Raw genomic sequence first — 22536 nt, 5'->3', positions numbered from 1 at the left:
TCAGGGCTTCGGCGTCGGTTCCGACGCCGGGGCCTTCACCCGCTCCAGCAGCAGCTGGGCGACGTCGCGGACGTCGACGTTCTCCGCCTTCTGCTCGCTCTGGCGCTGGACCAGGCCGTCGGTCAGCATCACGCGGCAGAAGGGACAGCCGGTCACGATCGTCTCCGCGTCCGTGGCGATCGCCTCGTCCACCCGCTCCAGGTTGATCCGCATGCCGATCTGCTCCTCCATCCACATCCGCGCGCCGCCCGCGCCGCAGCACAGGGCGCGGTCCGCGTGGCGGGGCATCTCGGCCAGCGAAGCGCCCGTGGCGCCGACCAGCTCGCGCGGCGGCGTGTAGACCTTGTTGTGCCGCCCGAGGTAGCAGGGGTCGTGGTAGGTGACGCGGGGGCCGTCCTCCACCGGCTTGACCGGGGTCAGCTGCCCGCCGCGCACCAGCCGGTTGAGCAGCTGCGTGTGGTGCACGACCTCGTAGTGCCCGTCCAGCTGGGGGTACTCGCGGCTCAGCGTGTTCAGGCAGTGCGGGCAGGTCGTGACGATCTTGCGCAGCCGCGGCTCGCGGCCCTCGAACACGGCGTTGAGCGTCTCGGCCGTCTGCTGCGCCATCATCTGGAAGAGGAACTCGTTGCCCGCGCGGCGGGCCGGGTCACCGGTGCAGGACTCCTCCTTGCCCAGCACCACGTACTTCACCCCGGCGATGTGCAGGAGCTCGGCCGTGGCGCGGACGGTCTTGCGGGCCTGGTCGTCGAAGGCGCCGGCGCAGCCGACCCAGTAGACGTACTCGACGTCCTCGGCCAGCTCGCCGTCGAACACCGGGACGTCGAAGCCGAGGTCCTTCGTCCAGGCGAGCCGCTCGGAGTTGTTCTGGCCCCACGGGTTGCCCTTGGTCTCCAGGTTCTTGAACAGCCCGCCCAGCTCGGTCGGGAACGCCGACTCGATCATCACCTGGTAGCGGCGCATGTCGACGATGTGGTCGACGTGCTCGATGTCCACCGGGCACTGCTCGACGCACGCGCCGCAGGTGGTGCACGACCACAGGACGTCCGGGTCGATGACGCCGCCGTCGTCCTCCGGGCCGACGAGCGGGCGCGCGCCCTCGTGCTCGGTGCCCGCCAGGATGTACGGCGCTTCCTCGAACAGGTTGTCGCGCAGGTTCATGATGACGAGCTTGGGCGACAACGGCTTCCCGGTGTTCCACGCCGGGCACTGCGACTGGCAGCGGCCGCATTCGGTGCACGTGGCGAAGTCCAGCATGCCCTTCCACGTGAAGTCGCCGATCTTGCCGCGGCCGAACGTGTCGTCCTCGCCCGGGTCCTCGAAGTCGATCGGCTTGCCGCCGGACTCCATCGGCAGCAGCGGGCCGAGCGCGTCCGGCAGCCGCTTCGCCGAGACGTTGATCGGCGCGACGAAGATGTGCAGGTGCTTGGAGTAGAGCACGATCGACAGGAACACCAGCATGACGCCGATGTGCAGCAGCAGGCCGACCGTCTCCAGCACCTCGGTCGTCGAGTGGCCGAGCGGTTCGAGGAGGTTCCCGACGCCGAGCGAGACGTAGGCGCCATTGTCGTAGGGGAAGTTGCCGGACGCCGAAGAGGCGCCGCGGAAGAAGAACATCGTCCAGACGACGTTGAAGATCATGAAGAGGATCAGCCACGCGCCGCCGGTGTGCGAGCCGTAGAACCGGGACGCGCGTTCCTTGCGCTCGGGTGCCTGGCGGATCCGGATGACGGTGAACACGCCGAGCGAAACGGCCACGGCGACGGCGATGAAGTCCTGCAGGAAGCCGAGCACCGCCCAGTGGCCGATCCACGGGATGGCGAACTGCTCGTCGAACAGGGCGCCGTAGGCCTCGAGGTACACCGAAGCGAGGATCACGAAGCCCCAGAACGTGAAGAAGTGCGCCAGGCCGGGCACCGACCACTTCAGCAGCTTGCGCTGGCCGAAGACCTCGCGCACCTGCGCGAAGACCCGGGCACCCAGGTCGTCGGACCGTTTGGTGTCGGGCTGGCCCGCCTTGATCAGCCGGTACAGGAAGGCCACGCGCTTGCCGGCGACGGCGAGGCCGACGACGGTCATGAGCAGACCGAGGATGAGACGAACGAGCACGAGTCCTCCGCGTCGTGGGGCAGGTCGTGGGGCAGGGCCGGCTCAGTGCGAGCCGGTGTAGTACCGGCACGCCTTGCACGCGTACCGCATCTTCGCGACCCGCCAGTGTTTCCGGTACAGATCGAGGTCGGCCGACCGGCGGACGCCGAGGCGCTGGTAACGCCCGGGCCGCCGCCGTCCGGTTTCGTACTGCTCGGTCGCGCGGCCGAGGTGGGCGCGCCGCAGCACGCACCCCCGCGTCCGGCAGCGGCCGAGCGCGCTGCGGCAGAAGCGGTGCAGCAGCACGAGGTCGCCGGTCACTTCTTCGACCACGCCGTAGCCGGGGTGACCACCCGGTCCGGCCAGCCGCACCGGCAGTCCGCAGTACGCGCACTTGAGCGTGCACTTCAGACAGCCGGCGATGTGCCTGAGCCGCAGTTCGCGCCGGTCTTCGGAGCCGGGTCCTCGGACGCGCGACGCCATGGGGCCTCCTGGAGCGACTGTGATCGGCACCACTGCCTGCTACTGGAGGGTAATGAGGAGATCACTTCACGCGACAGGTCCGAACGGCCTAGTTTCCCTAGGCCGTTCGGCGCTACTTTTTGAGGAAGGATGTCCTTACTGTCCGTAGAACGGGCGTTTGGCACCGAGGAACGTACGTTCACTTCCACTTCGTGCAGCTGTACAGGAGATGGTCGGAGCTGTCGTAGTCACACAGCCGCACCTTCGCCACGTACGTCTTCGCGTAGTCGAAGGCGATCGTTCTGCTGCTCGGGTACGGACACGCCCGCTGGTTGACCAGGGTGTAGCGAGTGCCGTCCAGTGACACCTCGACCACTGCGCAGCGCCCGTTCGGTTTCAAGTCGGCCACCTCGCCGGTGACGCGACCGTGGTACGGCCCGCCGGACGGTCCCGACCAGGTCAGGGTGCCGTTGAACTCCCCGAAGCCGGTCTCGATGGAGATGTCCCGGAAACTCGTCGGATAGTCGTTGGCGGGGTCCGGGATGTACACGACCGGGTCGGTGAACTGGATGTCCTCGCCGGGGTCGGCCGCCGTGAGCGGGTCACCGACCGCGCTCGCCGGCACCGCTGCGGCGAAAAGCAAGGACATGACTGCGGCAAGAATGGCGGCGAATGTCGCCGGCGTGCGGTTGACCTGCATTCTTCTGTTCCTTTCTCGGTGGGATAGTCGACCCGGCTCCGACCTCGGACCGGGACGTGTCGCGTGCTCACAGCTCGGTGAGCTCCGTGTGGCCGACGTGGGTGTCGGGGACGGGGTGGGTGTCGCGGGTCGTGAAGCCGGTGACGTTGCGGAGGACGAAAGTGGGGCTGCCCGCCGCTTTCCCGGCGCGGCAGTGGTGGAAGTCGGCGTCTTCGACGTCGTCGAGGACGAAGGCGGGGCGCCGGTCCTGAGCGGTGAAGCCGACTTCGACGTCGTTCATGGCGAGGTGTTCGGCGTGGCGGATGTAGAAGCCGTAGGCGGGCAGCACGCCGAACATCGCGGGTTCGGGTGGGGCCTCGGCTCGTTCGGGCACGGCGTAGGGCTCGCGGGCGCCGGGGACGGCGAAGAACCTGTTGATCAGCTCGGCAGGCTGGGCGGCCGCCTCGGTCAGGGACAGCCCGCCGCGGTAGGTGATGCGGACGTCGCGGATCCGGACGTCCTCGACGCGGTGTCCGGGCAGACCGGCGATGGTGCAGGGGTAGCGGGGATCGGCGTCGTAGGCGGTGACGTTGCTGATCGCGATCCGCCGCAGCTTCCCCACCGGCACCCCCGGCGGGCCGTTCAGCCGGGCACCGAGGCGCAGGAAGATCGGCGCGCTCGTGACTTCGCGCATCGTGACGTCCGCGATCGTGACGTCCTCCAGCACCCCGCCGTCGACGGTTTCCAGCGAGATTCCGCGGCAGCGGTCGAAGATCACGCCGGAGATCACGATGGCGCGGAATCCGCCGTTCGATTCGGTGCCGAACTTGATCCGGCCGAACGGGCCGTCACCGTCCCATGAGGACGGATCGGCCCGCCGGAACGTTCCGCCGGCCAGGGTGCCGACGTCGTAGCCGCTGACCGTGCAGCCGGTGATGGTGACGTTCTCGGTGATGCGCGCGAACCCGAGTGCGTAGGAACTCTTGAGGGCGATCGCGTCGTCGTTGAAGGCGTTTACCGTGGTGCCGGAGATGTGGACGTCGCGGCAGCAGTCGATGTTGATGCCGTCGCGGATGGTGTCGACGGTCAGGTCGCGGATCGTCAGGTTGTCGACACCGGTGGCGAGGATCGCGATGTGCCCGCCCGCGACGATGGTCAGGTCCGCGATCGTGACGCCGCGGCACAGCTTCAGTGCGATCGCCTTGTCACCGGCGCCGGGCGGGCCGGCCGGCTCCAGCCGGGGTACCAGCCCCCGTCCGTCGATGCGGCCGGGGCCGAGGATCGAGACGTTGACCAGCCCTTCGCCGCAGATGAGGGCGGCCCGCCAGTGGCTGTGCCCGAAGTCCTGGTAGGTGTTGCCGGGGCCGGGCGGATCGTACCCGCCGGCCGCGGTCGGTGCGGCCGCCAGGATTGTCGCGCCGGGGCCCAGGTGCAGTGCGACGTCGCTCTTCAGGCGGATCGTGTAGCAGGCGTAGGTGCCGGCGGGGAAATACACCGTTCCGCCGCCTGCGGCCGCGGCCGCGTCGATGGCGCGGTTGATCGCCGGGGAGTCGATCGTGGTGCCGTCCCCGCGTGCACCGAAGCGACGTACGTCGTGAAAGGGCGGGGACACCCCCTTCGCCGGGGAGACGCCCACGGCGGCGAGGGAAACCCCGGCTGCGCAATACCCGAGGAAGCTGCGGCGGCCGGCCGGTCCGGTCATGATGATCCTTTCCCGGTGGAGTGGTCGGGACTGATTCCAGCGCGGGACACCGGCATCGAGGCAGTCCGGGACGGCACGAAAAGACATGACTTTCTTCAGGCGCGATTCCCCCGCGGGCTGCGTACCGTGGAATCCGTGACTCGACGCGATACCGTGTTCGATGCGCTGACGACCGCGGTGGCCGTGCTGCTCGTGCTGGTTTCGGTTCTGGGGCCACCGGTCAACGCGGCGTACGCGCCGGCAGGCCTCGCGGCGGAGTGCGCGACCCTCGTGCTGCTGCCCCTCCGCAGGCGCGCTCCGCTGACGGTCGCCTGGCTCGTCGCGGTGGTCGCGGTCGTCATGACGGTCACGGAATTCGCGGTGCCCGGGACGGTGGTCCGTGGTGGCACGACCCCGTGGATCCCACTGGCGACGACACCGTTCGCCGCTTATGGCGCGTGGGCGCACGGCGGCGAGCGGCGGCACGCGTGGGCACCGGTCGCGGTGCTCGCGATCATCGCGGCCCGGCCGTGGGCGCCGTCCGGGCCGATGGTCACCCAGGCGCTGCTGCTCACCGCCGTTCCCGGCCTGGCCGGCCTGTACGTCGCCACCCGGCAGCGGCTCGTCGAGCAGGCGCTGGCCGACCAGCGGTCCCGGCTGGCCGCGGACCTGCACGACACCGTCACCCACCGGATCACGCTGATCGTCCTGCGGGCCGGGGTGCTCGGCATGTCCGCGCGCGACGCGGACACCCGCGCGGCGGCCGAGGACATGCGCGCGTCCGGCTGCCAGGCGCTCGAAGAACTCCGGGAACTGGTCCACGTCGTGCGCGCCGACACCGCGGTGCCGAGCCGGTCACGGGCGCCCGCGCCGGAACTCGGACCGCTCGTCGCCGAGTCCGCCGCCGCCGGCCTGCGCGCCGAGCTCGACGAAGACGGCGACCCGGCCACCGTCTCCCCGATGCTGCGCCGCACCGCCCATCGCATCGTGCAGGAGTCGCTGACCAACGTCCGCAAGCACGCGCCCGGAGCCGAGGCGCACGTGCGGGTGCGTTACCGGCGTGAGGCCGTCCACGTGACGATCAGCAACACCGCTCCGGCCCGCGTCGGCGATCCCGCGCTGGCCGGCACGGGATCCGGCACCGGGCTGCACAACCTGCGTCAGCGGGTGGAACTGGCCGGGGGCACCCTGGACGCGGGACCCGCCGGCGACGGCGGATTCCGGGTCGCCGCGACCTTGCCGGTGTCATGATCCGCGTGCTCGTCGTCGACGACGATCCCCTCGTCTGCGCCCACCTCGAGGCCGTCTTCGGGTTCGCCGACGACATCGAAGTCGTCGGCGAAGCCTACGACGGAGCGGCCGCACTGGAATCCGTGCTGCGGCACCGGCCCGATGTCGTGCTGCTCGACCTGCGCATGCCGGGCATCGACGGCCTTGCCGCCATCCCGCGGATCCGCGCCGTCGACCCGCCGCCCGCGATCGTCGCGCTCACGACGTTCGACTCCGACCACCACATCGTGCGGGCGCTCCACGCCGGTGCCTCGGGTTTCCTGCTCAAGACCACGCCACCGCGCGAGCTCATCGCGCTCGTTCGCGTCGCCGCCGACGGGCACACCGTGCTGTCCCCCACCGTCTCCCGGCGGTTGATCGAAACCGCCGCCGACCGGCACGTGACGCGCGGCGAGACGCTCGCCCGGCTGGCCGCGTTGACCCCGCGCGAAACCGACATCGTCGCCTGCCTCGGTGGCGGGATGTCCAACGCGCGCATCGCGGCCCGGATCCACCTCAGCGAAGGCACGGTCAAGAACCACATCTCGCAGATACTGGCCAAACTCCACTGCACGAACCGCACCCAGGCGGGCCTGCTCGCCCAGCGCGCCGGGCTCCGCCCACCGCGGCCCGCGGGGTAGGACCGTGCCGAAACGCCGGCCCCGGGTTCGCCGGAACCTCGGTCAGCAGCCGGGCAAACCGGCCGGGAGTTCCGGGAACGCCGGGCCCGACAACCGGTCCGCGCCCCGCTTCCGCCACCACTCGGCCTGCTCGCCGGTCTCGACACCGGTCACCGCGACTTCGGCGCCGGCCGCGTGCGCCGCGTCGATCAACGCCGACAACGTGCCGCTCACCAGCGGGTGGTCCCGGCGCGCCACCAGGTTCGCCGCCAGCCGGACCGCGCGCACCGGCAGCTCCGTGAGGCAGGTGACGTCGGCGAAGCCGTGGATCTCCGCCGCCACGCCGATTTCCGCCAGCACCTTGAGGTTGTCGCCCGCGTCGCCGGACGCGGCCAGGCCGGCCGCCGGGAAGCCGGGGCTCAGCCGCGAGGGCGCCAGCCCGGTGTCGGCGAGCACCCGGCGGATCTCGCCCACCAGCTCGGGGTCGGCGGCCTGCGGCGCGGTGAGCTCGACGACGAGCGGCACGTCGAGCCCCGAAGCCGCCAGCCGCTCGGCCGCCGTCCGCAGCAGCCACGTGCCGAGCGACAGTGCCAGCCCGGTCTCCGCGGCGAGCCGCACGCACGTTTCGTGCGGCAGCACGCCTTCGGCGGGATGGCTCCAGCGCAGCCGCGCCTCGACCCCGGCCACCGAGCCGTCCGCCGCGACCAGTGCGCGGTAGCCGATCTCGATCTCGCCGTTTTCCCAGGCACCCGCCATCGAGGCGGCCAGGCCGAACCGGTCCCGGTCCCGCCGGTCCAGCTCGCGGTCGAACAGGCCCCATTGGTTCCCCGTCCGCTGCACGCGGCGCAGGGTCAGGTCCGACGCGCGAAGCAGCTCCGCGGGCGTGATGTCCCGTGGCGGCCGGTGGACGACGCCGATCGCGGCCGACACCGCGACCCCGTGCCGGCCGTCGACGTACTCCGGCTCCGCGAGCTCGTGGGTGATCCGGCGGACGAGGGCCACCACGCCCGGCGTCTCGGCCGCGTTCTGCACCAGCACCCCGAACTCGTCGCCGCCGAGGCGTGCCACGAGGGCCGTTTCGCCGTCGAACACCGCCTTCAGCTTCGCCGCGACCCCGCGCAGCACCCGGTCGCCGAGCTCCTGGCCGAGCCCGCCGTTGATCTGCGAGAAGCCGTCGAGGTCGAGGTGGAACAGCGTCACGCCGTGGACCGGGTCGGCGTCGCGAAGCAGGGTTTCCAGGCGGGTGCTGAAGAACTGCCGGTTGGGCAGGCCGGTGAGCAGGTCGTGCAGGGCCTGGTGGCTCAGCCGCCGCTGCAGCAGCGACACCTCGGTGTCGTCGTCGACGATCGTCAGCAGCTGCCGGGCCGCCCCGACGGAGTCGCGGATCACCGACGCGGCGAACGTCGCCCACATCGGCTCGCCGTCCTTGCCGACCAGGCGGCGGCCGGTGCGCAGCCGGTGCAGCCGGCCGGCGACCAGGTCGCGGTAGCCCTCCCGCAGCTGCTCGACGTCCTCGGGGTGGACGAGGTCGAAGAGGGTCATCGTGGCGATCTCGGCCGGCGTGCGGTTGAGCGTCTTGCCGAGCGCCGCGTTGGCCCGCAGCACGCGGCCGTCGAGCTCGGTGAGCGCGACGCCGCTGGCGGAACCGGCGAAGACCTCCTCGAACTGCGCGCGGGTGATGACCTGCTTCTGCCGCGTCTCCTGCTCGACCTTCAGCAGCGCGCGGCTGAGCCCCTCCTGCCGCTTCTGGATGTCCTCGCGCAGCATCTCGCCGTAGCCGGAGCTGAGCGCGCCGAGCACCAGCACGAGCCGTTCGGCGAGGCCGTCGACCCCGCGCAGCTCCGGCTCGTGCAGCAGGGCCTTGCCGAGCACCTCCAGGCTGCGGCGCAGGCTGTCCGCGCCGACGCAGCGCAGTTCGACGAGCCGTCCGCCGGCCGCCGCGGCGCCCGCGAGGTCCGGCGGGTCGCTCGCCACCGCTTCGAACAGCCGGCCGGACAGGGCCGTCAGCTCGCGCTCGATCTCTTCGGGAGTGTGCGGGAGGTAGGCCGTGCCGCTGATCAAGTAGCCCCATTTGCGCGCGAGCGTGGCGAGCCGCCGCGCCGCGCGTTCGGCGGACGGCTTCTTCCGCGGGGCGTCTCCGCGGGGACGAGGAGCAGTCACCTCAGGCTGTCCAAGGCTCTCGAGCACCCTCCGGTCGGGGGAACCGATACATCCTGCCGCGAAACGGTGCGGGTGCCCACGATTTCAGTTTCGTCCGATCGAGTGATAACCCTGCGGAGCGATCCCCAGGCGATCCTGCAGCCACGAACGGGTGGCGTCCCGGTATTCCCCGGCGTTTTCGTGCAACGCCACGGAATGCCCGGCACCCGGAAGGACGTACATCGAAAGCTTCGACGGGTCGGCGTAATACGGCGCTTCCTGCGCACGCAGGACATCGGCGTCCGAACAGTCGCGCAGCGCCAGCACACCGCAGAAAAGGACGTCCTTTTCCCCGGCCACCTGGAAAACCGGTGCGGTGATTCCCCACGTCGCCGGCAGCACGATGCCGAACAGGGCGACCGTGCCCATCCCGGGCACCGAAACCTGGTCCTTGGTGGCTTCGTCGGCCGCGATCACGGCCGGGTCGGCGTCCCCGGCGGCGTAGAAGAGCCCGGCCCGCGCTCCCGGTTTCGTCGTGAAGTACAGCGGGTCGCTGCCGAGACCGGCCAGCTGCTCGTCCGCGAACGCCGGTTGCAGGCCGAGGGCGGCGCCGAGGGCCAGCACCGGCAGCGCGGGCAGGTGCGTGATGCCGGTGAGGACCACGCCGTCGACGTCGTGGTAGGTCGACGCCTCCACCGCGACGATGCCCGACCCGACCGAGTGCCCGACGATGACCACCTTCGCGAACCGCACCCCGCCGACGCGACCCGCCCGCAGGTGCCCGACCACTTCGTGCATCGACTCGGCCGCGGCCCAGACCGACAGCGGCAGGCTCAGCGGATGGCTGCTGCGCCCGGCGCCGAGCTGGTCCGCGGCGAAGGTCGCGTAGCCGTGCGCGGCCATGTCGCGCTGGTAGGAGTAGCGCTCCGGTTCGTACGGCAGGTCCCAGTACGCGCTGTTGTACGTCCCGCCGTGCACGAGCAGCTGGACGGTGTCGGGTGCGTCGCCGGCGGGCAGGCACAGGCGGCCGTGCACCGTCGCGGGCGCCCCCGGGACCAGGGGTGGCAGGCCGGGGCCGGTGACCGGCAGATCCGTGTCGGCGCAGGAGATCGCGGCCGCCTCGGCGGGCACCGCCGCGGTCAGCGAGGCGAGCAGGACACCACAGGCGGACAACGCCGATGCCAGCTTGACCGGCAGTCTCACGCCGCACTCCCTTTCCGACACAGCCGAGCTGAAGGACCCGGGAACACTACACCCGGTAGCCGGACGGCCACCGTCAGGTCCGCGGAACCACGGTCATGGGCAGCCGGTTCGGCTGCATCGTGGCCTTGATCTGCGCGTACACCTTCCGGCCCGGCACCGGGACCAGGCGGTACCGCGCTCCGATGGTGGCCGCCACGATGCCGATCTCCGTCGGCGCGAACACGTGCCCCGGGCACAGCCGGGCACCGGCGCCGAACGGGATGTACGCGCCCTTCGGCAGTTCGGCCGCGCGGCCGGGCGCCCACCGGTCCGGGTCGAACCGCTCGGGGTCGGGGAACCAGCGCGGGTCCCGGTGCAGGGTGTGCTGGCTGACGGCGACCTCACTGCCCGCCGGAACCCGCACGCCGCCGAGTTCGACGTCCTCGCGGGCGCGGCGCATGAGGATCAGCGGCGGGGTGCGGCGGACGATCTCGTTGACGATCTGCTGCGTGTAAACCAGATCCGGCAAATCCTCGAAGCGCGCGGGCCGGCCGTGGAGGACTTCGTCGACTTCGGCGTGGAACCGGCGTTCGACCTCCGGGTGCTGCCCGAGCTCGTGGAAGAACCAGGCCAGCGCGACGGCGGTGGTCTCGGCGCCGGTGGTCAGGATCGTGATGACCTCGTCGTGCACCTGCCGGTCGGACATGCCCTCCCCGGTGTCCTCGTCTCGCGCCAGCAGCAGCATCGACAGGAGGTCGCCGTGGTCGGCGCCCTGCTCGCGGGCGGTGACGACGGTTTCGCCGATCACCTCGCGCAGGCGCGCGGCCGCGGCGTCGAACTTCCGGTTCGGCGGGATCGGCAGCTTCTCGACGAACTTCGGCGAAAAGGCCCGGACGAGCACGTACTTGAGCATGACCGGGATCGAGCGCCGGATCTCTTCCAGGGCCTCGTCGCCGAGGGCGGTGGAGAACAGCGTCTGGCCGGCGACGGTCAGCACCAGGTCCTGCATGCGCTGGTCGAACTGGACGACTTCGCCGGGACGCCACGAATCCACGAGTTCGGCGGCCAGCTTCGTGATGGTGTTGTCGGCGTAGCCCGCGATGCGCGTGCGGCCGAAGGCGGGCATCACGAGCCGGCGCTGACGGCGGTTGAGCTCGCCGTTCGAGGTGGCCAGGCCGTCCCCGAAGAGGGGCCGCATCTTGTCGAAGACCAGGCCCTTGTCGAACTTGTCGGCGTCGGTGGCGAGCACCTGCCAGGCCAGTTCCGGCGTGGTGACCACGTGCACCGGCAGCGGCCCGAGGCGGAGTTCGACGACTTCTCCGTACGCCGGAAGGGAAGTGAAGAGCTTCAGCGGGTCGCGCAGCAGGGACACGGTGTGCCCGAGCACGGGCAACCGGCCGGGAACGGGACGCGGGTTCGGCATGGCCTCGCCTCCTCGTGACCGGGTCACCCTAGCCGGGGTGCCGGTCCCCCGAGCGCGAGTCCACACGAACGGATGAGGGCGCTAGACTCCGCCACTTCAAGGGCGCACGAGGGTGGGAGGTCCCGTGACGGGGGAAGCGAGCTGGGTACCGCCGGAGATCGACACCACGGTGCCGAACCCGGCGCGGGTGTACGACTTCTGGCTGGACGGCGACCACAACTTCGCCGCCGACCGGGCGCTCGGGGAGCAGATCCTCGAGATCATGCCCGGCATCCGCGACGCGGCCAGGCTCAACCGGGCGTTCCTGCGCCGTGCCGCGCGGTACATGGTCGACGCCGGCGTCCGGCAGTTCCTCGACGTCGGCTCCGGCATCCCGACCGTCGGCAACCTGCACGAGATCGTCCAGCAGATCGACCCGGCGTGCCGGGTGGTGTACGTCGACCGCGAGCCGGTCGCCGTCGCGCACAGCGAGCTGCTGCTGCAGGGCAACGACAACTGCGCGGTGCTCCAGGCCGACCTGCGCGACGTCAACGACATCTTCGACGCGGAGCCGGCCCGCCGGCTGCTCGACCCCGGGCAGCCGACCGGCGTGTTCATGTTGCTGCTGCTGCACTTCGTGCCCGACTCGTGGGACCCGGCCGGCATCCTGGCCCGCTACCGCGACCGGCTCGCGCCGGGCAGCTTCCTGGCCCTCACGCACGTCGCGGCGGACTCCGGCGCGGCTAGCCTCGACGAGGCGATCGAGGTGTACACCACCCGGCAGAACCAGCAGAACCGCCCGTTCCCGCGCACGCACGACCAGGTGCTCCGGTTCTTCCAGGGCTTCGACCTGGTCGAACCGGGCCTGGTCGGCTGCGCGATGTGGCGCCCGGAGGGAGTCGGCGACATGTCCGAAGACCCGTCGGTCAACTCCCTCCCCTACGCGGGCGTCGGGCGGAAGCCCTAGTCGCCCGCGTCGCAAGCTGTTCGACGTCCGGGCCGAGCGCCCCAATGTGGCGTTCGGTGCGTCCAGCGCACCCAATGTGGCGTTCGGTGCGTTGAATCGGCACTGTGGCGCGAAGCGTCTCCGTTGAGGGCGGCGGCGGGGGCATGGGAGGAGCAACCAACGCCACATTGGGGCGCATCCCGGGCCGCCGTTCCTCAGCGCAGCGAGAACGTCGCCAGGTTCACCGGGCCGTCGAACGTCAGGTACACGTCGTGGCGGCCGGTGGCCTTCGCCAGCGCGGCGGTCACCGTCGTGTACGCGTACCGGTCGCCGGTGCTCGGGACCGAAGCCGTTCCCACGACGCGGCCGGTCGGCGAGTCCAGGCGGATCGTGACGTGCGATGACACGAGCGCGGACACCGAGGCCGAGAACCGCGCCGGGCCGGTCAAAGCCACATCGCGGTAGGCCACCCAGCTGCCGGCCACGCCGGCGACCGACGTACCCGAAGTCTTCGACGTGTCCGTCAATGTCGTGCCGGAATAGTCGTCGAAGTTCTGCGCCTGCGTCGGACGGCTCAGGTCGCGTGGCAGGGCCCGCTCCCCCGGCACGTACACCGGCTGCGGTGCCGAGAGTTCGGAGGCGTTGCGGCCGACCGAGAACTCGTACACGCCCGCCGCCACCACGGACCGGTCCCGGTTGACGTCCCAGGACGCCAGGTCCGCCACCGGCACCTCGAACCGCACCGTGCGGGTCTGCTTCGGCGCCAGGGTCACCTTCGAGAAGTCCCGCAGCCGCTGCACCCCGGAGTTCTTCGAGTACAGCTGGACGACGTCGGATCCAGTGCGGGCGCCGGTGTTCGTCACGTCGACGCTGACCTGGACCTTCCCGTTCGCCTGGGTGGCGCGGACGCGGTCGTGGCGGAAGCTGGTGTAGCTGAGCCCGTAGCCGAACGGGAACAGCGGCTTCCCGCGGTAGTACTGGTAGGTCATCCCGGTCTTCGCGATGTCGTAGTCCAGGATGCTCGGCAACCCGGCGTCGGAGGCGTACCAGGTCTGCGTGAGCCGCCCGCTCGGGTCGGTGTCGCCGAAGAGCACGTCGGCGACCGCGTGCCCGGTCTCCTGCCCGGCGTGGCTGGTCCACACGATGCCCGGCACGGAGAGCGTGTCCCAGCCGGTCGTCGGGTAGCTGTTCTCCACCACGACGACGGTGTGCGGGTTCGCCTTCTGCACGGCTTCGATCAGCGCGCGCTGCGCCGGGGCGAGCTCGGTGCTCGTGCGGTCGTTCGCCTCGCGGCCGTTGATGAACGGCATGCTGCCGACCACGACGACGGCGGTGTCCGCGTCCTTGGCGGCGGCGACCGCGCTGCCGACCCCGCTGGTCAGCACGTCACGGCCGAACTTGGTCGCGTGCGCGGCGTCCGGCGAGGAGATCGTCAGGACCCCGTCGGCGCCCACGACGGCGAACTTGTTCGGGCCGAACCACGGCTCGTTCACTTCGTTGCCCGCGTATTCGAGCACGTAGCTGCCGTCCGGCTGGGCGTCGAGCTTCAGCTGCTGCTGGACGAACCAGCCGGCCGGCTGGTCGACGTCGTTGACCAGCGCGCCGCCGGAATAGCTGAGGAACTTGCCGTTCGCGGCCGCGCGCAGGGTGTTCTTGCCCGCGCCCCAGTCGTAGACGTCGAAGGACTCGGCGGTGCCCGCGGTGGTCCCGCCGGCGGTCACCTTGCCCGTGGTCGCCGGTGCGGTCAGGTACCGGCCGGTCGAGAGGTCCTTCAGGGCGATCCGGTCGACACCTTCCGCCGACGCGACCGTGCCCGCCGAGCCGAGCCGCTCCTTGATGCCCTGCACCGGGGTGACCTTGTACTGCATCGCGCCGGCGTACCAGTCTTCGTACAGGGTGTTCGAGAGCGGGCCGACGACCGCGATCTTCTTGTTCTTCGCGGCGTCCAGCGGCAGCGCGTTGCCGTTGTTGCGCAGCAGCACGACCTGGTCGTCGGCGGCCTTGCGCGCCAGGGCCCGGTGTTCCGGCGAACCGATGACGGCCGGGGTGATCTTCGCGTACGGGTTGCGGCCCGGCGGGTCGAACTCGCCGAGCCGGAACCGCAGCGACAGCAGGTGCCGGTCGGCGTTTTCGACGTCGGCCATCGTCAGCAGGCCCTTGCTCAGGGCCTCCTTGACCGCGGCGACGGTGATCGAGCCGTCGGTGTCGTTGTCGGTGAAGCTGTCGAGCCCCGCCTTGATCGCCGCCGCGTCCGCTTCGGCCTTGGTGGCGTAGTACTTCTCGGAGTTGACCAGGTTCGACGGCGCGCCGGCGTCGCTGACGACGGCGATGTCCTGGGGCGCCCACTGCCGCAGCTTGCCGCCGAGGTCCGGGCTCACCGTGTTCGGCCGCCCGTTGACCAGGTTGTACGACGGCATGACGGCGTTGGCGGCACCGTTCTGCAGCGGGATCTTGAACGCCTGCTCGTCGTAGTCGTGCAGGATCTTCGGCGGCACCGAGGAGTTGCTGGTGTCGCGGTTGACCTCGTTGTTGTAGGCGAGGTAGTGCTTGAGCGTGGGGGCGGCCTGCAGGTACCGCGGGTCGTCGCCCTGGATGCCGCGGCCGTAGGCGGTCGCGAGCTCCCCGGTGAGGTGCGGGTCCTCGGAGTAGCCCTCTTCGTTGCGGCCCCACCTCGGGTCGCGCAGCAGGTTCACCACCGGCGCCCAGAGATTGAGGCCCCACAGCGTCGGGTTCCGCGCGTTGAAGCCGCGCGCCTCCTGCCCGACGGCCGCGCCGACCTGCTTGACCAGTGCGGGATCCCAGGTGCTGGCCAGGCCGATGGCCTGCGGGAACACGGTCCCGTCCGCCTTCACGACAGCGCCTTTGTTGTCGTAGTCGGTCGACCAGGCGACGCCGTGCAGTGCCTCGGTGCCGGTCTTGAACACACCGATGCCGAGCCGCGGGATGGCCGGTTCGTACTGGTGCAGCAGGGAGACCTTCTCGTCCGCCGTGAGGCGGGACAGCAGGTCGTCGATCCGGGTCGCCAGCGGCAGCGACGGATCGCGGAACGGGGGCGGGGGTGCCGCGAGCGCCGGCGAAGGGGCCAGCAGCAGGGTCGCGGCCACCGCCGGGGCGAGAGCACGGCGGAAGAGGGAGTGGCGCACGGACAGCCTCCGGAATCGTCGAATCGTTTCGACGACGCGGCGCAAACATTCGCGTCGAAGGGGTGGGGATCGTGACGACTATTACAGCCGCGTGAGCACCGGGTCAAGACTTCCTGTGCACGCTCCCAGCCCTCCGCACTTAACGAACTTAACGCGGCACTGAGCTGCTGGAAGAACCTTCAACAGCAGCTTTCGACGATTTCGATGAATGCGTCCGTTGTCGAATATGAATCGAATGCGGGCGAACGGCGAATGATGCTTGTGTTTCGGGCGCGTGTCACTTACCTTCGTGCCATCGTCGATGCGCTTCGACACCACACCGCTCGCCCGTCCCCAGGAGGCCGCCCGTGGTCACGATCAACGACGTCGCCAACGCGGCCGGGGTCGCCCCCAGCACGGTGTCGTACGTGATCAGCGGCAAACGCTCGATCTCGCCGAAGACCCGGCGGCTGGTCGAGGACAGCATCCGCAAGCTCGGCTACCACCCGCACGCCGGGGCGCGGGCGCTGGCCAGCAGCAAGACCAACGTGCTGGCCCTGGTCGTGCCGCTGCGCACGGACCTCAACGTCGCCGTCGTGATGGAGTTCGTCGCCTCGGCGGTCACCGCGGCCCGTGCGTACGACCACGACCTGCTGCTGCTCACCAAGGACGAAGGACCCGCCGCGCTGCAGCGGGTGGCGTCGTCGGCGATCGCCGACGCGCTGATGGTGATGGACGTCGAAGCCGCCGACCCGCGGGTGCCGATGCTGCTGGCGCTCGACCTGCCGGTGGTGCTCATCGGCGTGCCCGACCACCCGGCCGGGCTGAGCTGCGTCGACCTCGACTTCACCGCCGCCGGCACGGCGTGCGTCGCGCACCTGGCCGAGCTCGGCCACCGCTCGATCGCGCTGATCGGCCCCTCCCCCGCGGTCTACCGGCGTGGCACGAGCTACGCGACCCGGTTCCTGCGCGGCTTCGACGAGGCCACGAAGAGCCGGGGGGTGCGGGCGGAGTCCCGGGCGTGCGCCCACTCCTACGAAGCGGTGAGCGCCTGCGTGGACGACCTGCTCGCCGCCGACCCGGACCTGACCGGCCTGGTCGTGCACAACGAGGCCGTGCTGCCCGGGCTGCTGTCGGACCTGCGCCACCGCGGCCTGCGGGTGCCCGAGGACATCTCGGTCATCGCCGTGTGCCCGGACAGCATGGCCGAGCAGCACGTCGTCTCGCTGACCAACGTGGCCATCCCGGCCGAGGAGGTCGGCACCCAGGCCGTCGAAATGACCATGCGCCGGCTCGCCGGCCACACCACCCCGGAGGTCCGGCTGCTCGGGCCCCGCCTCACCCGGCGCGAAAGCACCGCCGCGCCGCGCCCTTAGTCCCGGTCCCGGTTCTGCTCCGCCGCTGAAGGAGAATCACCATGCCCGTAGCCCGTCGTGCCCTCGTCCTGACCGCGAGCGCCGCGAGTGCCGTCCTGCTGGCCGCCTGCAGCCCCAGCCCGACGGCCCCGGCCGCACCCGGCGGCGACGGCGCTCCGGCCGCCACGTCGATCACCGAGCTCGACTACTACGCCGACGAGCAGGGCTCCGCCGCGTGGCAGAAGATCCTGGACACCTGCGCCGCGCAGACCGGGATCAAGATCGAGCGGCAGAAGGTGCCGACCAACCAGATGCTGCCGAAGGTCCTGCAGAGCGCCAGCTCGAAGACGCTGCCGAACCTGCTCTTCACCGACAACCCGACGCTGCAGCAGGTCGCCGCCACCGGCGCGCTGACGCCGCTGACCGACTACGGCATCACCACCGACGGCTTCTACCCGAGCATCGTCAAGGCGGGGACCTACCAGGACAAGCTGTACGGCGTCGCCCCCGGCGTCAACGGCCTCGCGCTCATCTACAACAAGGACCTCCTGCAGGCCGCGGGCCTCGAGCCGCCGAAGACCTGGGACGAGCTGAAGGCCGCCGCGGCGAAGCTGACCAAGGACGGCAAGTACGGCCTGGCCTTCTCCGCCATCCCGTCGGAAGAGGGCACCTGGCAGTTCCTCCCGTTCTTCTGGAGCAACGGCGCGGAACTGTCCCAATTGGACTCTCCGAAGGCCACCCAAGCCCTGCAGTACGTCACCGACCTGGTGAACTCCGGTTCGGCATCGAAGTCCGTGGTGACCTGGAACCAGAACGACGTCGCCGACCAGTTCGTCGGCGGCAACGCGGCGATGATGATCAACGGCTCGTGGAACATCGCCCGGCTCGACGAGCAGAAGTCGCTGCACTACGGCGTCGTGCCGATCCCGGTGCCGCAGGCCGGCGGCAAGCCGGTGGTCGCCCTCGGCGGCGAGGTCGGCACCGTGCCGGTGACCAGCGGGCCCGCCCAGCAGGCCGCCGGGAAGGTGCTCTCCTGCGTCCTGTCCGAGCCGACGATGCTCGAGTGGAGCAAGGCGCACGCCTACATCCCGTCGAAGACGGCCACGGCACAGAAGTTCGGCACCGACCAGCCGGCGATGCAGGCGTTCGTCGACGAGGTCGGCACGGCGCGTTCCCGGACCGCCGAGCTCGGCGAGAAGTACCCGAAGGTCTCGCAGGCGCTGGCCGACGCGCTCCAGGCGGCGCTGACCGGGAAGACGCCGGTCGACCAGGCCCTCAAGGCCGCCCAGCAGGCGAGCGGCTCGTGACGGTCACCGCCGCTCCGGCCGTTTCGGCGGCACCCCGCGCGAACCGGAAGTCCCGGCGGGACAACCGGTTCGCCGCGTGGGCGTTCCTGCTGCCGGCCCTGGCCTACATCATCGTGTTCTTCGGCTACCCCCTGGTCGCGAACCTGGTGATGAGCACCCAGAACTACACGGTGAAGTCGTTCTACACCGGCGAAGCGCCGTTCGTCGGCTTCTCGAACTACTCGGCCGTGCTGAGCAACCCGCTGTTCTCCACGGCGGCGCTCAACACGGTGCTGTTCACCGCCGGGTCGCTGGTCTTCCAGTTCGGCATCGGCCTGGCGCTCGCGGTGTTCTTCAACGGCCGCTTCCTCGGCAGCGCGCTGCTGCGGTCGCTGCTCCTGCTGCCGTGGCTGCTCCCGCTGGTGGTCAGCGGGGCGATCTGGCGGTGGATGTTCGACCAGGACCACGGCGTGCTGAACGCCGGCCTGCGGCTCGTCGGGCTCGACGCGGTGCCGTGGCTGAGCAGCACCAACTGGGCGCTGCCGGCGGTGATCCTCACCAACATCTGGATCGGCATCCCGTTCAACCTGGTGATCCTGCACGGCGGGCTGCGCGCGATCCCGGCGTCGCTCTACGAAGCCGCGGAGCTGGACGGCGCCGGGGCGTGGCAGCGGTTCCGGCACGTCACCTGGCCGCTGCTGCGGCCGGTCACCGGGATCGTGCTCATGCTCGGGCTGGTCTACACGATCAAGGTGTTCGACGTGATCATGGTCGTCACCGGCGGCGGCCCGGCCAACGCGACGCAGACGCTGACCACGTGGTCGTACCGGCTGTCCTTCCAGGACTTCGCGTTCGGCCAGGGCGCGGCGGTCGGGAACGTCCTCATCGTGGTGGCGACCGTGTTCGGGCTGCTGTACCTGCGCTCGGCGAAGGCGACCTTGGCGGAGGCGGCGGCATGAAGACGGCGAACTGGCCGCGGACCGTGGTGGGCGTGCTGATCGTCGCGGTGCTGCTGTTCCCGCTGTACTGGATGATCAACGCGTCCCTGCAGCCCAGCGGCGCGCTGCTGCGCCCGGACCCGGCGTTCTTCCCGGTCGGCGGCACCCTGGACGGCTACCGCAAGGCCGTCGCGACGCAGGGCCCGAACCTGCTCTCCAGCGTCATCGTCGCGCTCGGCACGGTGCTCGTGTCGCTGCTGGTGGCGGCGCCCGCGTCGTACGCGCTGGCGCAGCTCAAGGTGCGCGGCGGCCCGGTGCTGGTGTTCGTGCTGCTCATCGTGCAGATGATCCCCGGCATCGTGATGGCCAACGCGCTCTACACCGTGTTCAGCAACCTCGGCCTGATCGACAACTACCTCGGGCTGGTGCTCGCGGACTCGACCGCGACCATCCCGTTCGCCATCCTGCTGCTGCGGGCGTTCATGATCTCCGTGCCGAAGGAGCTCACCGAAGCGTCCCGGGTGGACGGTGCGGGCTACTGGCGGACGTTCTTCTCGATCATCCTGCCGGTCAGCCGCAACGCGCTCGTCACGGCCGGGCTGTTCTCGTTCCTGTTCGCCTGGGCCGACTTCCTGTTCGCCGTCACCCTCACCACCGGGCAGGTGTTCGAGCCCATCACGGTGGGCATCTACCGGTTCGTCGGCAACCAGTCCGCCGACTGGAACGGGATCATGGCCACCGCCGTCCTCGCCGCGATCCCCGCGGCCGTGCTGCTCGTCGTCGCCCAGCGTTACGTCGTCGCCGGGCTGACCAGCGGCGCCGTCAAAGACTGATTCTTCCCAAGGAGAAACCGCGTGATCGCCACGACCGAAGACGGCCGCTCGCTCGAAGTCCGCGTGCGGCACGAGGTGCTGCGCATCGAGCCATGGGGCGACGGCAGCCTGCGCGTGCGCGCGGGACGGCACCGCATCCTCGACGACGTCCCAGGAGCACTTCTGCCCGCGAAGCCGTCCGCTGCCACCGCCTCGGTCGAGGGGCGCACCGGCCGGGTGGTCAACGGCCCGCTCACCGCGATCGTCGAGATCGCCGACACCGACACCGGGATCGACGCGCAGCTCAAGTTCGTCCGCACGGACACCGGCGAGGAGCTGCTGTCGGAGCAGCGCGCGCACTTCTGGTGGCCGGGGGCGCGGCTGTTCATGCCCTCGCGCAACGGCTACGGCCGTCTCGAACAGCGGTTCACCGCCTACGACGACGAGCGGATCTTCGGCCTCGGGCAGCGCACGCACGGCCGGCTCGACCAGAAGGGTCTCGTGCTCGACCTGGTGCAGCGCAACGCCGAGGTGTCGGTGCCGTTCCTGCTGTCCAGCCGCGGCTACGGGTTCCTGTGGAACAGCCCCGCCGTCGGCCGCGTCGAACTGGCCGCCAACGGCACCCGCTGGGTCGCCGACGACGCCCGCCAGATCGACTACTGGGTCACCACCGGCGACGGCCCGCGCCAGATCCTCGGCCACTACGCCGACGCGACCGGCCACGCGCCGATGCTGCCGGAGTGGGCGGCCGGGTTCTGGCAGTCGAAGCTGCGCTACCGCACCCAGGACGAGCTGCTGGCCGTGGCGCGGGAGTACCACTCGCGGGGACTGCCGCTGTCGGTGATCGTGACGGACTTCTTCCACTGGACGCACCTCGGCGACTGGAAGTTCGACGAGACCGAGTGGCCCGACCCGGCCGGGCTCGTGCGCTCGCTTTCCGAGCTCGGCGTCAAGCTGATGGTCTCGGTGTGGCCGTCGGTCAACCCGCTCTCGGAGAACTACCGGGAGCTGCACGAACAGGGTCTGCTGGTCGCCGCCGAGAACGGCATCCCCTTCCACGCGCCGTGGAAGGACAAGGGCTTCGACGTCGAGATGCCGGTGGCGTTCTACGACGCGACGAACCCCGCGGCGCGGCGGTTCGTCTGGAGCAAGGTCAAGCAGAACTACTACGACGTCGGCGTCCGGGCGTGGTGGCTGGACGGCGACGAGCCGGAGATCCAGCCCGGCCACCCGCACAACCTCGGCTTCCACGCCGGCCCGGGCGCGGAGGTCTTCAACATGTACCCGCAGGCCAACGCGCAGACGTTCCACGACGGCATCCGCGCCGAAGGCGACGACGAGGTCGTGCTGCTGTCCCGGTCGGCGTGGGCGGGCAGCCAGCGGTTCGGGGCCGCGTTGTGGTCGGGCGACATCGGGGCGACGTGGGAGTCGCTGCGCACGCAGGTGCGGGCGGGGCTGAACGTGGCGATCGCCGGCATCCCCTGGTGGACGACCGACATCGGCGGCTTCCACGGCGGCGACCCGGACTCGCCGGAGTACCGCGAGCTGATGGTGCGGTGGTTCCAGTACGGCGTGTTCTGCCCGCTGTTCCGCCTGCACGGCTACCGCGACCCGCGCCCGGCGTTCGGCCCGGAGATGACCGGCGGCCCGAACGAGGTCTGGTCGTACGGCGAGCCGGCCTACGAGGCGATCACGGAGTCGCTGCGGCTGCGCGAGCGGCTGCGGCCGTACCTGATGGAGCAGATGCGGGTGGCGCACGAGCAGGGCATCCCCCCGATGCGGCCGCTGTTCGTCGACTTCCCGGCCGACGCCGCGTCCTGGGACGTGTCGGACCAGTTCCTGCTGGGCCCGGACGTCCTGGTGGCGCCGGTGCTGTCGCCCGGGGTCACCTCCCGCGGCGTGTACCTGCCCGCCGGTGCGTCGTGGACGGACGCGGCGAGCGGTGCACGGCACGAGGGCGGGGTGACGATCGAGGCGGCGGCACCGGCGGACCGGATCCCGGTGTTCCTGCGGGACGGCGCGGACCTGCCGATCCGGCCGGAGTAGCGCCGGATCGGCAGGCAGTCACTTGTCCCGCCGGAAGACCAGCAGGAGGATCACCCCGACCACGACCAGCCCCAGCACGGTCGGCCCGAGCCAGCCCGCGAGGATGCCGAGCAGGCCGACCGCGCCCTCGACCTTTCCCATCGCTCAGCTCCTCGCGCTTGTCCCGGACTGCGCGACCGGAGTGCTCGCGGGCGGGCCGGCCGGGGCGCAGACCTCGACGAAGGACGCCGAACCGTCCGGGTTGGGCAGCTGGCTCAGGACCGAGCCCAGCAGCGACAGGACCGCGGCCATCCCCACCGTCGACAACGCCGCGAGCCAGTCGGTCTCGAGCAGGCCGGTCTGCCGGGCGGCCAAGGTGGCGATGGCGACCTGGACCACGGTGCGGAAGGCGCGTTCGAAGGCGTCCTTCCAGAATTTTCGCGTTCGCATGTTTCGCGTCTCCCTTCACGGAACAGGCCGGCGGGTGCCCTCGCCCTCCACCTCTTACCGTGCGCGATCGAACGCGCCTGATA

Annotated in this window: 18 protein-coding genes; 8 read left to right on the top strand and 10 right to left on the bottom strand. The window is 70.7% G+C overall.

Features of this window, described 5'->3' with window-relative positions; all coding sequences use genetic code 11:
• The 4 genes from AB0G28_RS07720 to AB0G28_RS07705 form a co-directional block, all read right to left on the bottom strand.
• On the bottom strand, positions 1–2106 hold the full coding sequence (locus tag AB0G28_RS07720) for a (Fe-S)-binding protein (RefSeq protein WP_361084335.1): 2106 nt from the start codon (positions 2104–2106) through the stop codon (positions 1–3).
• A 42-nt stretch (positions 2107–2148) separates the two neighbouring features.
• Positions 2149–2568, bottom strand: coding sequence for a hypothetical protein (locus AB0G28_RS07715; RefSeq protein ID WP_361084332.1), 420 nt, complete (start codon positions 2566–2568; stop codon positions 2149–2151).
• Between the two features lie 178 nt (positions 2569–2746).
• On the bottom strand, positions 2747–3196 hold the full coding sequence (locus AB0G28_RS07710; protein WP_361084329.1) for a hypothetical protein: 450 nt from the start codon (positions 3194–3196) through the stop codon (positions 2747–2749).
• 118 nt (positions 3197–3314) lie between these two features.
• A complete protein-coding gene (locus tag AB0G28_RS07705; protein ID WP_361084326.1) occupies positions 3315–4928 on the bottom strand; it encodes a glycosyl hydrolase family 28-related protein in 1614 nt (537 codons plus the stop codon).
• 135 nt (positions 4929–5063) lie between these two features.
• Here AB0G28_RS07705 and AB0G28_RS07700 point away from each other — a divergent pair, with 135 nt between their 5' ends.
• Complete coding sequence (locus AB0G28_RS07700; protein ID WP_361084323.1) at positions 5064–6158, top strand: histidine kinase; 1095 nt, start codon at positions 5064–5066, stop codon at positions 6156–6158.
• Positions 6155–6817, top strand: a complete 663-nt coding sequence (locus tag AB0G28_RS07695; RefSeq protein WP_361084321.1) for a response regulator transcription factor — start codon at positions 6155–6157, stop codon at positions 6815–6817. Before AB0G28_RS07700 ends, AB0G28_RS07695 begins: the two co-directional genes overlap by 4 nt.
• Before the next feature lie 42 nt (positions 6818–6859).
• On the opposite strand, the gene AB0G28_RS07690 is transcribed toward AB0G28_RS07695, so the two are convergent.
• The 3 genes from AB0G28_RS07690 to AB0G28_RS07680 all read right to left on the bottom strand — a co-directional run bounded on the left by AB0G28_RS07690 (position 6860) and on the right by AB0G28_RS07680 (position 11540).
• Positions 6860–8956 carry an EAL domain-containing protein gene (locus AB0G28_RS07690; protein WP_361084319.1) on the bottom strand — a complete coding sequence of 699 codons (2097 nt, stop codon included), beginning with the start codon at positions 8954–8956 and terminating at the stop codon, positions 6860–6862.
• A gap of 84 nt (positions 8957–9040) precedes the next feature.
• A complete protein-coding gene (locus AB0G28_RS07685; RefSeq protein WP_361084316.1) occupies positions 9041–10138 on the bottom strand; it encodes an alpha/beta fold hydrolase in 1098 nt (365 codons plus the stop codon).
• Between the two features lie 73 nt (positions 10139–10211).
• Positions 10212–11540 carry a cytochrome P450 gene (locus tag AB0G28_RS07680; protein WP_361084313.1) on the bottom strand — a complete coding sequence of 443 codons (1329 nt, stop codon included), beginning with the start codon at positions 11538–11540 and terminating at the stop codon, positions 10212–10214.
• A gap of 124 nt (positions 11541–11664) precedes the next feature.
• Between AB0G28_RS07680 and AB0G28_RS07675 the strand changes: the two genes are divergently transcribed.
• Positions 11665–12486, top strand: a complete 822-nt coding sequence (locus AB0G28_RS07675; RefSeq protein ID WP_361084310.1) for an SAM-dependent methyltransferase — start codon at positions 11665–11667, stop codon at positions 12484–12486.
• Between the two features lie 194 nt (positions 12487–12680).
• Here the strand turns inward: AB0G28_RS07675 and AB0G28_RS07670 are convergent, their stop codons facing one another.
• Entirely contained in the window at positions 12681–15608 is a 2928-nt protein-coding gene (locus AB0G28_RS07670; RefSeq protein WP_361084307.1) for a glycoside hydrolase family 3 C-terminal domain-containing protein, read from the bottom strand.
• 347 nt (positions 15609–15955) lie between these two features.
• Between AB0G28_RS07670 and AB0G28_RS07665 the strand changes: the two genes are divergently transcribed.
• The 5 genes from AB0G28_RS07665 to AB0G28_RS07645 are packed head-to-tail and all read left to right on the top strand — an operon-like array spanning position 15956 to position 22024.
• Positions 15956–16963, top strand: a complete 1008-nt coding sequence (locus AB0G28_RS07665) for a LacI family DNA-binding transcriptional regulator (protein ID WP_361084304.1) — start codon at positions 15956–15958, stop codon at positions 16961–16963.
• A gap of 41 nt (positions 16964–17004) precedes the next feature.
• Positions 17005–18249: a sugar ABC transporter substrate-binding protein gene (locus AB0G28_RS07660; protein WP_361084300.1), complete on the top strand. Its 1245-nt coding sequence runs from the start codon at positions 17005–17007 to the stop codon at positions 18247–18249.
• On the top strand, positions 18246–19187 hold the full coding sequence (locus AB0G28_RS07655) for a sugar ABC transporter permease (protein WP_361084297.1): 942 nt from the start codon (positions 18246–18248) through the stop codon (positions 19185–19187). The genes AB0G28_RS07660 and AB0G28_RS07655 overlap by 4 nt, the downstream gene beginning before the upstream one ends.
• Complete coding sequence (locus AB0G28_RS07650; RefSeq protein WP_361084294.1) at positions 19184–19999, top strand: carbohydrate ABC transporter permease; 816 nt, start codon at positions 19184–19186, stop codon at positions 19997–19999. Before AB0G28_RS07655 ends, AB0G28_RS07650 begins: the two co-directional genes overlap by 4 nt.
• 21 nt (positions 20000–20020) lie before the next feature.
• Positions 20021–22024 carry a TIM-barrel domain-containing protein gene (locus tag AB0G28_RS07645; RefSeq protein WP_361084291.1) on the top strand — a complete coding sequence of 668 codons (2004 nt, stop codon included), beginning with the start codon at positions 20021–20023 and terminating at the stop codon, positions 22022–22024.
• A gap of 18 nt (positions 22025–22042) precedes the next feature.
• Here AB0G28_RS07645 and AB0G28_RS07640 read toward each other — a convergent pair whose 3' ends face one another.
• The gene (locus AB0G28_RS07640) at positions 22043–22165 is read right to left on the bottom strand and encodes a hypothetical protein (protein ID WP_361084288.1); all 123 of its coding nucleotides are present in this window, start codon (positions 22163–22165) and stop codon (positions 22043–22045) included.
• Between the two features lie 3 nt (positions 22166–22168).
• Positions 22169–22453 carry a holin gene (locus AB0G28_RS07635; protein WP_361084285.1) on the bottom strand — a complete coding sequence of 95 codons (285 nt, stop codon included), beginning with the start codon at positions 22451–22453 and terminating at the stop codon, positions 22169–22171.
• Between the last annotated feature and the right edge of the window lie 83 nt (positions 22454–22536).

The sequence above is a fragment of the Amycolatopsis sp. NPDC021455 genome (genome assembly GCF_040640995.1).
Lineage (GTDB): Bacteria > Actinomycetota > Actinomycetes > Mycobacteriales > Pseudonocardiaceae > Amycolatopsis.
The sequence above is the reverse complement of the archived record's forward strand: the minus strand, read 5'-3'. Positions and strand labels throughout refer to the sequence as shown.